General features: G+C 36.9%; 10 protein-coding genes. 5 read left to right on the top strand and 5 right to left on the bottom strand.

Going from position 1 to position 11,211, the window contains the following annotated elements; genetic code table 11:
- Positions 1-31: 31 nt before the first annotated feature.
- Positions 32-2,113, top strand: a complete 2,082-nt coding sequence (fdhF, locus tag M3189_RS15175) for a formate dehydrogenase subunit alpha (protein ID WP_251634924.1) — start codon at positions 32-34, stop codon at positions 2,111-2,113.
- Positions 2,114-2,173: 60 nt separating this feature from the next.
- On the opposite strand, the gene M3189_RS15170 is transcribed toward fdhF, so the two are convergent.
- Entirely contained in the window at positions 2,174-3,475 is a 1,302-nt protein-coding gene (locus tag M3189_RS15170; protein WP_251634923.1) for a NarK family nitrate/nitrite MFS transporter, read from the bottom strand.
- Between the two features lie 204 nt (positions 3,476-3,679).
- Complete coding sequence (locus M3189_RS15165; RefSeq protein ID WP_251634922.1) at positions 3,680-5,179, bottom strand: nitrate/nitrite transporter; 1,500 nt, start codon at positions 5,177-5,179, stop codon at positions 3,680-3,682.
- Between the two features lie 271 nt (positions 5,180-5,450).
- Between M3189_RS15165 and M3189_RS15160 the strand changes: the two genes are divergently transcribed.
- A complete protein-coding gene (locus M3189_RS15160) occupies positions 5,451-6,608 on the top strand; it encodes an acyl-CoA dehydrogenase family protein (protein WP_251634921.1) in 1,158 nt (385 codons plus the stop codon).
- Positions 6,609-6,645: 37 nt separating this feature from the next.
- Positions 6,646-6,798, top strand: coding sequence for a hypothetical protein (locus M3189_RS15155; RefSeq protein WP_251634920.1), 153 nt, complete (start codon positions 6,646-6,648; stop codon positions 6,796-6,798).
- A 57-nt stretch (positions 6,799-6,855) separates the two neighbouring features.
- Here M3189_RS15155 and M3189_RS15150 read toward each other — a convergent pair whose 3' ends face one another.
- The gene (locus M3189_RS15150) at positions 6,856-7,035 is read right to left on the bottom strand and encodes an H-type small acid-soluble spore protein (protein WP_251634919.1); all 180 of its coding nucleotides are present in this window, start codon (positions 7,033-7,035) and stop codon (positions 6,856-6,858) included.
- A gap of 448 nt (positions 7,036-7,483) precedes the next feature.
- Here M3189_RS15150 and M3189_RS15145 point away from each other — a divergent pair, with 448 nt between their 5' ends.
- Positions 7,484-9,544, top strand: a complete 2,061-nt coding sequence (locus M3189_RS15145; RefSeq protein WP_435368090.1) for an LTA synthase family protein — start codon at positions 7,484-7,486, stop codon at positions 9,542-9,544.
- Positions 9,545-9,695: 151 nt separating this feature from the next.
- Positions 9,696-10,226 (top strand): HD domain-containing protein, encoded by a 531-nt coding sequence (locus tag M3189_RS15140; protein WP_251634918.1) that lies wholly within the window; start codon positions 9,696-9,698, stop codon positions 10,224-10,226.
- Positions 10,227-10,267: 41 nt separating this feature from the next.
- On the opposite strand, the gene M3189_RS15135 is transcribed toward M3189_RS15140, so the two are convergent.
- Together M3189_RS15135 and M3189_RS15130 are read right to left on the bottom strand one after the other, a co-directional pair.
- On the bottom strand, positions 10,268-10,744 hold the full coding sequence (locus M3189_RS15135; RefSeq protein ID WP_251634917.1) for a hypothetical protein: 477 nt from the start codon (positions 10,742-10,744) through the stop codon (positions 10,268-10,270).
- 123 nt (positions 10,745-10,867) lie between these two features.
- On the bottom strand, positions 10,868-10,969 hold the full coding sequence (locus M3189_RS15130; protein WP_251634916.1) for a YjcZ family sporulation protein: 102 nt from the start codon (positions 10,967-10,969) through the stop codon (positions 10,868-10,870).
- Positions 10,970-11,211 lie beyond the last annotated feature (242 nt).

The following is an 11,211-nucleotide window of genomic DNA, read 5'->3' as shown; positions in this document are numbered from 1 at the left end:
TAAATAGATTAATATGTTTATATAAGTACAAATGTTTGAATTAGGAGGGGAAAATGTGGGGGAAGCAAATTTTGTTAAAACGATTTGCGGTTATTGCGGCACAGGCTGCGGTTTAGTGTTAGAAGTCAAAGATAATCGAATAATGAAAATACGCGGTGATAAAGATGCACCTGTGAATAAAGGTCAGACCTGTGTGAAAGGTGCCTTTGCTTATGAATACGTTCATTCGAACAATAGATTACTCAATCCACTTATTCGAAAAGCGGGACAATTAGTGGAAACAACATGGGATGAGGCCTATCAATTTATTGCAGATAAATTATCCTCAATAAGAGATACTTGGGGCCCTAATGCAATCTCGATGTTTGCTTGTGCTAGAACAACCAATGAATCCAATTATGTAACACAAAAATTCATGAGGACAGTGATTGGCAGTAATAATATTGATGGATGTAATCGAACCTGACACGCACCAAGTGTTGCCGGTCTGGCAACTGTTTTTGGAAACGGTTCCCCAACAAATACGTTAGAGGATTTTGATAGAGCAGAAGTATTGCTGCTAATGGGGTCAAATACCACAGAGGCACATCCGATTATAGCGAACCGAATAAAGAAAGCAATAAAAAATGGACTTAAAGTAATTGTCATTGATCCAAGAAGGATTGACATGGTTAAATTTGCTCATCGTCATTTGCAAATCAATGTCGGCACAGATATCGCACTGATAAATGCCTTCCTTCGGGTTATTATAAAGGAAAATCTGTACAACGAAGAGTTTATTCAGCAATTTACGATCGATTTTGAGTCATTAAAAAAGCATGTTGAGATGTACACACCTGAATATGCTGCTACCATTACTGGCTTAAATGCTGAGGATATAGTAACCACAGCCAGGGAATATGCTAGTTCAAGTGGTTCAATGATTGCGTACACACTTGGAATTACAGAGCATCATTGTGGTGTTAATAATGTCTTTGATATAGCGAATCTGGCTTTATTAACTGGTAATATCGGTAAAGAGGGTACAGGTATTATGCCATTACGAGGGCAAAACAATGTCCAGGGTGCAGGAGATATGGGATGCCTGCCAAACCAACTGGCAGGATCGATGAGTTTAGTCAATGATGAATACCGAGCGCGTTATGAGAAAGAATGGAATGTTACGCTAAACCCTCATGTTGGTGACACGCAAACAAGAACCTTTGACCGTCTAGAAAATGGTGAATTAAAGGCACTTTATATCATTGGAGAGAACCCATTACTCGCTGATGTTCATATGAACCATACAAAAAAGCTAATGGAAAAACTAGATTTGTTAATTGTCCAGGATATATTCCTAACAGAAAGTGCAAAAATGGCAGATGTGGTCCTTCCAGCTTGTTCATGGGGAGAGGTTGATGGAACCTACACCAATACAGACCGAAGAGTTCAAAGAGTTCGTAAAGCCGTTGAACCGGGACCAAATGTTAAAGAAGATTGGGTTATACTGTGTGAGCTTTCAACGCTAATGGGCTATCCAATGAACTATTCAAATAGTGAAGAAATCTGGAATGAAGTCAGAAAACTCGCTTGGGAGATGTATGGTGGTATTTCTTACGAAAGACTAGAAAAAGAATATAGCATCCACTATCCTTGCCCAACTGAGGATCATCCCGGCACATTTATCATGCATGAGAGGTTTCACAATCAGGAACCTGTTGTGAAAAAGTCACCATTTGTACCGGTAGATTTCACAGAACCATTGGAACTCCCAGATGATGAGTTTCCTTTTACCTTAACTACAGGCAGACGGTATGAATCGTATAACACACATTCGCAAACACGTTACTATGCACCGGGAGTAAAGGTCAAACAAACCGAAGAAACGGTAGATATTCATCCAGATGATGCCCTGGCTTTAGGGATTGTCGACGGGGAAGTGGTTCAGGTTCGGTCCCGTAGAGGAGAACTGACTGTTAAAGCAAAAATTACAGATATGGTTGTTCCTGGACTTGTATTCATGAGCTTCCACTGGAGTGAAACACCAACAAATGTCTTAACATTAAACGAATACGACCCGATATCAGGAACAGCAGAATATAAAGCATGTGCAGTAGCAATATCCCGAATATAAAAAAAGGCACGGAATTTTAAATTCCGTGCCTTCTACTATGTAAAAAAACAAGCTGGGGGTTTACCCAGCTTGTTTAACCAATTGTTTAACTTCAATTGTTTTTCTTTGATAGTAGAAAAAGTTCAGTGCAAAAGCTATAACGTAGAAGCCAATGAAGAAATAAAATGCTGTTACATATGAACCTGTTGTTTCAACGGACCATCCAAAAAGCTTAGGAATAAGGAAGGAACCATAGGCTGCAAACGCTGCTGAGAATCCAATAACCGGCGCAGCTTCTTTTGGAATAAAAATGGTTGGAATCATTTGGAAGGTTGACCCAGAGCCAATACCAGATGCCAAGAATAGAACAAGGAATGAACCTAAGAAACCAGCAAACTGATTAAGATTTAAGAAATAAATAACACCTACTGCCCCAATGGCCATAACTACAAATACATATGCTGTTACTCTAGCTCCGCCAAATTTATCTGCCAGCCAGCCTCCAACAGGTCTTGCTGCAGCAGCAACTAACGCACCAAGGAAGGCAAGTGAAATATATTCAGGGAACTGTGATTTTAATAGAAGCGGGAATGCCGCTGAATAGCCAATGAAAGAACCAAATGTTGCGATATAAAGTACGGTCATAATCCAAGTGTGTTTACGTTTAACAATAACAAATTGATCTGAAACAGATTGTTTTGCTCCTGGTACATTATCCATTTTAAAGTAAGCAAGTAATGTCATAATCACAATCGGAATGACCCAAATGAATGCTGCATTTTGTAACCATATTTGTTGACCATTTGCTAATACTTGACCTTTACCTGCAAATGCAAAGGCACCAGTTGTAACGATTAATGGTGTTACAAATTGTACAACTGAAACACCCATGTTCCCTAAACCACCGTTAATCCCTAACGCTGTGCCTTTTTCTTTTTTCGGGAAGAAAAAGCTAATATTTGCTGAGGAGGAAGAGAAGTTACCTCCACCAAGACCACAAAGTGCTGCTAACAGTAACATAATCGAAAAGGGAGTGTCAGGATTTTGTACCGCAAAGCCAATACCAATAGCGGGGATGGCTAACACTGCTGTTGATATCACTGTCCAGTTTTTTCCGCCAATCGATCCGACTGCAAAAGTATACACAAATCGAAGAGTCGCTCCAACAAGTCCTGGGATTGCTGCTAATGTGAATAATTGTTCATCTGTAAAATTGAAGCCAATATCATTTAGTCTTATCGCAACCACAGACCAAATCTGCCAAACAATAAACGCTAGCATTAAAGAAGGAACGGAAATCCATAGATTTCGTTGTGCATGTTTTTTTCCTTCTGCTTTCCAAAACTTTTCATCCTCAGGATTCCAATAATTAATTCGTGCCATTTAATATCTCTCCCTAAATCCACTTTCATTTTTTTCTACGTGGATGTTGTTTGTGTTTTTACTATAAAACAGATGGTAACATGATTTTTGTGACGTACGTCACAAATATAGTGAAGGAAATGTGAACTTGAGGAAAAAGACAAAAAGTTGTAATATTTTGTTCGAGGAGGCTCGTAAAAGAAAAAAGACCCTCCGAAGAAGGTCTTATTTCTTTGCGTCATCAACTTCATGAAACATGGCAACATAATTCTTTGTTTCCCCAATGTCATCGCGAATGGCAGTAATCGTTAACCATTCTCGATAGATTTCTTGGCTTTTTCGCTTGTTCCAAATGAATCCTTCCCAGTAGCCTTCATTTATCAAACTATCCCACATCTTTTTATAAAAGGCATTATCGTGTTCTCCAGATTGAAGAACACTCGGTGTTTTGCCAATCACCTCATCCATGCTATAACCAGTTATTTTTGTAAAAGCGGGATTGACACTCTGAATAATTCCATTTTTATCTGTAACCGTTATTCCATCGGTAGCATGATTGACAATTTGGGCGGAAATATCCTGCTTTTCACGAAAGTAGAGCCAGACGACTAAGATTGAAGCTGCTAATGAAAATTCTGATAGCGACATGAAGCCAATTGCATAGTGTCCAGTCCAATTAAAGAGTATGGTCAAAATGATTGGCGGAAAAAAGCCTCCAAGCCCACCCATCGCTGATACAATACCATTTACGATTCCTGCCTGTTTCGTAAAATATAAAGGTACTAATTTAAAAATGGTACCATTTCCGAGTCCTGCACAAATCGCCACAAATAAACAGCCAAATGAGTAAATGGGCAGCGATGGAGTAAATGCCAATAGGAAACCGGCGAAAGTAAGTCCAGTAAAAACACCCATTAGAATAAAAAATGGATTTAATTTATCTCCAAGCCATCCGCCAATTGGCCGGAAAACAGTCGCCAATGCGATAAAACCAGCTGTACGCAATCCAGCATCTACTTTATCTAAATCAAAATGATTGACTAAGAAAGAAGGCAGATAGATTGTGAAGGCAACAAATGACCCGAACGTGATGAAATAGAATAAACTTAAAAACCAAAGCTTTTCATTCTTATAAACTTCTTTAATTACATCTTTTAAAGAGTTGTTAACTTTTCGCTCATTCTTATCACCGAAGAGAAAATTTAAGATAGCAAAGATCAAGACAACAACTAAGAATATTTGTATTGTTGTTCTCCATCCAAATGCATTTGCTAGAACGGGTGAAGCGAACGATGTCAGTGCTGTTCCAATATTCCCGGCACCATAAATACCATTAATAAATCCATGTTTTTCTTTTGGGTAATATTTAGGCAGTGAAGTAACACCAATAGAGAAAACTGCTCCTCCAATACCGAGCATTAATCCACCCAAAATTAACATGGTTAACGAGTTAGCAATACTGAGGATCCCGATCGGAAGCAATAGAATAATAAAACTAATGGTAAATATGGTTCTAGCACCAAATCGATTTGTCCAAAATCCAATTGGAACTCTTAGTAAAGACCCAAGGATTACAGGTACAGCTGTTGCCAAGGATATTTGCGTGGATGACAGCTTGATATCTGCTTGAATGTAAGGCATAAGTGATGAAATAAGTACCCAGACCATAAAGCCGGCAACAAGGCTTGTAGTTTGAAGATATAGTTGTTTTGAACCTTGAGACATTTCAGGTCCTCCTTCATTTCCAATACGTGTAGTATTTCCATTAAAACGCTATACAATCGAATATTTTTGTGCAAAAATACTTATTGGTAAATTTTTCTTAGTGTATTATAGTACAATTTTCCAGATATAACTGTGAGGTAGAGCACAAATCTACAAGTGTAATAAGATTTTTAAGAAAAATGGAAAATATCTCCTCATTCGTGTATTATCATATTAATTTAACTTAAAATCAATCAAAAAATGAAGATTAATAATAGGGTGGAGGAAGTTTATGAATTTTCAACAAATAGAAACCTTTGATCAACAATATGAGTTAATGAAAGAACTGTCAGAGAGATTTCTGTCAAGAGCTCATCAAGTAGATATCGAGGGAAGTTTTCCATACGAGAACATTCAAGACTTAAAAGATAGCGGTTATACCTCTCTAACTGTTCCTAAGAAGTATGGGGGAAGAGAAATATCTTTACTTGACATGCTTCGTTTTCAAGAAAAAATTGCTGAAGGAGATGGTGCGACAGCGCTTTCAATCGGCTGGCATATGGGGATTATCAAAAACCTCACAGAAAAAAATTCTTGGGAGGAAGTCATTTTTAAAAAGATTTGTGAAGACGTAAGAAAGGGTTCATTAATCAATAGTGCTACAACAGAACCAAAAACAGGAAGCCCGACACGAGGAGGAAAACCTGAAACCTCTGCCATGAAAGAGGGAGGGAAATGGATAATAAATGGTAGAAAAACCTTCACTACCATGTCCCCTGTATTGGATTATTTTATTGTAAGTGCAACGATAAAAGATACAAACCATGTAGGAAATTTTCTTATACCAAGAGACTCAAAGGGAATACTTATCGAAGAAACCTGGGATAGTATTGCTTTAAGGGGAACGGGAAGTCATGATTTAGTTCTTCACAACGTTTCCATACCTGAGGAGTTCTTTGTAGAGCAACTTAGAAATGAGGGCAAGAAACCAAATGGCTGGCTTCTTCATATTCCAGCTTGCTATCTCGGGATAGCAAAAGCGGCAAAGAAATATGCGATAGAATTTGCTAAAGATTACTCTCCTAATAGTGTTGATGGTTCAATCATTGACTTACCGAACGTACGGCAAAAAATAGGGGAAATGGAATTAAAGTTGATGGAGTCAGAATATTTCTTACATGCTGTGGCAAAGCAATGGGATGATTCTGACGAGCAAGGCAGAGAGGAAATGGGAGCAATCCTTGGAGCAGTCAAATTAAATGTTACAAATAACGCCATTACTGTAGTGGATTTAGCAATGAGATTGGTAGGAGCTAGAAGTTTATCGTTAAAAAACCCTTTACAGCGATACTACCGTGATGTCCGAGCGGGGCTGCACAACCCTCCTATGGATGATATGACCATCCAAAGTTTAGCAAACCACGCCATCAACAATTTGATTAATTTCTAGACACCTTGAACACTTTAAGAATGAAGGGGTGAAGTAAATGCCAAGAGGAAAAGAATTAAGCCAGCTTCCTAAATCAGATACCACAATTGATGTAGGAACAAATACAAAGGACATACTAAAAAAAGGCTTTGATCAACAAGTTAAGCCTCGGCCAAGAGATATGGATAAAGAAAACGAAGATATGGTATAGGCAAAAAAATTAGATATTAAAAATCCTCCACCTTTAATCGCAAGGTGGAGGTTTTTTTTATTCTTCAACAAGTTCTCCAATTTCAACAATCGAACGTTCTTCAAGAGGTCCTCTAAGATGAACAGTTGCTGTTCTACCATCATCATTTAATTGGTCAATCCAGACTGAGGTTCCATTATATTTGACCTCAATCTCTGCTGAAGACGATAGGATTTGTTTAACACGGTTCACATTCATATTTTCACTCCTAATATAATTGTCATTTTATTTTTACCTTCAGGTGGGTTTTCATTCGTTAATTTTGTAATCGCTTTCTTCTATTATTAATAGTTCTAAAAGGATAGCTTGTTTTATATTCTGTAAAAGATAAGACTAAAATCATATTGCAAGCTCCAAATTTCTTGTTTATGATTACTTAGAAAAAGATCCCTAAAATAATATGAAACTTAATGGGCTTCCTTTCGTCTTATATAAAAGAAGCTCAAGCAGCTTGTATCGCTATATATTTTGATTTTGAAATTTCCCTAATCTATTTAGATTCTTAGATTACTAGCAAAATATAGTGAAAATTGACGAAATAAATTGGTTATTAATGGAAATGGTTTTGTTTTTATTTTTGTGGATATGTGATATAGTTATTGAGGTTCGTTTACCATGTTATTGGTAAGTGAGAGGAGAATTATAAATGAAAAAGATTAGACTGCCTGAAATAAAAAATAATGGTTCCATTGCTTTCTTTGCGATTGCCGTTCTTTTATTCTGGCTAAAAACATACGCAGCATATCAAGTTGAATTTACCCTTGGAATTGATAATAACCTACAAAAATTCCTCTTGTTTATAAACCCACTAAGTTCAGCGCTATTCTTCTTTGGTTTAGCTTTGCTTTTCAAAAAGCGCATGAAATTAGTCATTATTATCACGAATTTTATTTTGTCGTTCTTATTGTACGCAAATATTGCCTATTACAGATTCTTTAGCGATTTTATTACGGTTCCTGTACTAATGTCGACCAAAACAAATGCTGGCCAACTAGGGGATAGTGCACTTTCGTTAATGTCTCCATTTGATTTCTTATACTTCTTAGATTTCTTTATTTTGATTGCATTATCTTTTACTGCATTTAAAAAAGTTACCGTTCAGAATCGAAAGTCATTTAAGGTCGTTCTATTGTTTGCACTAACGGTGTTCTTATTTAACCTTGGATTGGCAGAAAAAGACCGTCCACAGCTATTAAGCCGGTCGTTCGATAGAAATTACTTGGTGAAATATTTAGGTGCCTATAACTTTACCATTTATGATGTTATTCAAAACATCAAATCTTCAGGTCAACGGGCACTAGCTGACAGTAGTGATATTACTGATGTTGAGAACTATCGGAAAGCAAACTTTGCAGCACCTAATCCTGAGTACTTCGGTAAAGCTAACGGAATGAATGTAATCTATATTGCGATGGAATCACTTCAAAGCTTTGCCATCGATTATAAAATGCCGGATGGCCAGGAAGTAACACCGTTCTTAAATTCCTTAGTTCATGGGAATGAAGCATTTTATTTTGAAAACTTTTTTCATCAAACTGGTCAAGGTAAGACGTCTGATGCAGAATTCTTAATGGAAAATGGATTATATCCAATGGCTCAAGGTGCTGTTTTTGTTAACAAAGCACAAAATACCTACCATGCAATGCCAGCTATTCTAAAAGGTAATGACTATTATTCCGCTTCGTTTCATGGAAACTATAAAACATTCTGGAACCGAAACGTTATGTACAAAGCTTTAGGATATGATCAATTCTTTGACGCAGAATATTACAATATGACTGAGGAAAATACTAAAAACTACGGCTTAAAGGATAAGCCATTCTTTACAGAATCAATGCCGTTACTGAAGAGCTTACCTCAGCCGTTCTATACGAAGTTTTTAACCCTTTCTAATCATTTTCCATTTGAAATGGACCCAGAGGATACGGAGTTTCCTGCTGGAGATACTGGTGATAAAGTGGTTGATCAATATTTTCAAGCAGCACACTATATGGATGAGGCGATTGAACAGTTCTTTAATGATTTAAAAGCTTCAGGTTTATATGATAATACAGTCATTGTGATGTATGGGGACCATTACGGTATTTCTGAAAATCACAATGAGGCAATGGCGAAGGTACTTGGTGTTGAGGAAATTACTCCAACCCTAAATACTGGCTTGCAGCGTGTTCCTTTATTTATTCATGTTCCGGGAGTAAAGGGCGGGATTCAGCAGCAATATGGTGGTCAGGCTGATGTGCGTTCAACCATTCTTCACTTATTAGGTATTGATACAAAAGACTACTTGGAACTTGGATCTGATTTATTATCTAAAGATCACCGTAATTGGGCTTTATTTAGAAATGGAGATTTCGTTTCACCTGAAATCGTTCAAGTAAAAGGTAAATGCTACAGTAACGTAACAGGTGAATTACTCGAAGGTACAGAGGCTTGCAAGGAAATTGCTGAAAAAGCTGCTACAGAGCTTCAAATATCAGATGAAATCGTTTATAAAGACCTATTACGTTTCTATCAGCCAGCGGGATATACACCAATTAATCCTAATGACTTCGAATATTTAGCTCCCAAAGTGAAAAAGGGAGTAACTGAAAATAACGAAGTAATAGACACCGAAGGTACCAATGAAACTGAAAGTACAGAAAGTACAGAAGGTACTAATGATAACGAAACAGAAGGTATAAATGAAACAGAAAATGCAAATGAATAACAAATGAATAAAAGTAAAGAGGGGCTTTCATTAACAATGAGAGCTCCTCTTTTTATTAGTAAATATGAATAATTATGTAGCGTCGGGGTTATTTTTATAATATAATGAATAGTAAAAAAATTGCATGATGCTAAGTGTGGAGGAGATTGATATGAGAGATGTAAGGTTAATTGACATATTTGAACATCATATTGCACAAAAATATTTGAATCGATCTGGCATTGCACATGCGATTGCAGTGGCCTATCACGCCTTTCATTTAGGCAAAGAGCATCAATTGGATATAGACATTGCGGCAAAGGCGGGGCTTTTACATGATATGGGACACTACACCTGGTATAAAAATGGGAAATGGGATTATGATTTATATAAACAAAATGACATTCATCCAATTAAAGGGGCGGAGCGAGCGCACAAATTATTAATCCGTCTTGGTGAAAATCCAGTAAAGGCAAAAAGTATTGCTTTAGCTATACTGTTTCATACCGATTCATTTTTACCATCAAACGATATTGTTCGAACACCGCTCCAGCAAATTGTCAAATGGGCGGATGAAAAGGATGAAGAAGAGGGAGGAATGCACCATTATCGAACAATCGATTACGACCGTGCAAGACAAAGCATTATCCGTTTAGATGACTGGGTAGATACCGAACTCGCAAAAACAACTAAACTCGATTAATTAAAAAAGCTGTGCTTTGTGCACAGCTTTTTTAATTCTGATTAAACTCTGTGAAATCCTTCCTCAGTTAAAAAATCTTCCGCCTCACCATAGGTATCGAAGCTTTCTTCAAGATTTAATCCATAGTAAATATTCCACGTATCATTCTCGTTAATTAAAATCAGATGACTTTTTTCCTCGTTCACCCAACGTTCTTCAACCTGATTACCAATAATTGCTTCCTCTGCAAGTGTTTTTTCAACGGGCAATAAGGAATCAATAGACTCCTGAATTAATTTCTTTAATTCATCTGCAGAAATGTCACGGATATTTACCATTCCTTTATCATCTGTTTGATAGGTATGTAGGTTTCCTGCATAAACAAATCCGTTTCCATTTGGGTGAAGATGATAGACCACATTCTTTTTATCAGATGCACTGTTTGGCAGCTGGAAATTTACACGTTTAAGTGAAACGTCTTTTCTCTCTAGTTCTGGGAATGACTCGATTATGGCTAATTTTTCGTTAAAAGTAAGCATTGATGCCTCCAATATTATCGTAATGTAACTATCATACAGATAGTTTAACTGAAGATACAACAATTTATTTAAAAAATGCTTCAGTACCTAAACACTGAAGCATTATTTATTGAAGCTGCAATATTAAAATCCGCCGCCAATGAAAGAAGACCCGACAATTATTAAAAGAATAAACAAAACAACAATTAGTGCAAAGGCATTGTTGTTACCACCTTTTTGACCCATCCATTCTCCACCTCCACCGTTAACTACTTCAATCTATGAATTAACAGGTTGGATAGCTTGGACGAAGTTCATGGTTGAACTAATTTTTAATAAAAAACCATTGAATGGAGACTAAAGTCATGTTACCATTATGTAAATACATAAGAATGATTTTAGGAGGAGCCTGTCACCAAGGGATAACTATGCCCTTAGTGATAGGCTCCTTTTGTATTTTCAAGAATTAATAGTAAAAATAAATGAAA

This window comes from Neobacillus niacini (assembly GCF_023715415.1).
In the GTDB taxonomy this organism is placed as follows: domain Bacteria; phylum Bacillota; class Bacilli; order Bacillales; family Cytobacillaceae; genus Neobacillus; species Neobacillus niacini_C.
This window is presented reverse-complemented; position numbering and strand designations above follow the sequence as displayed.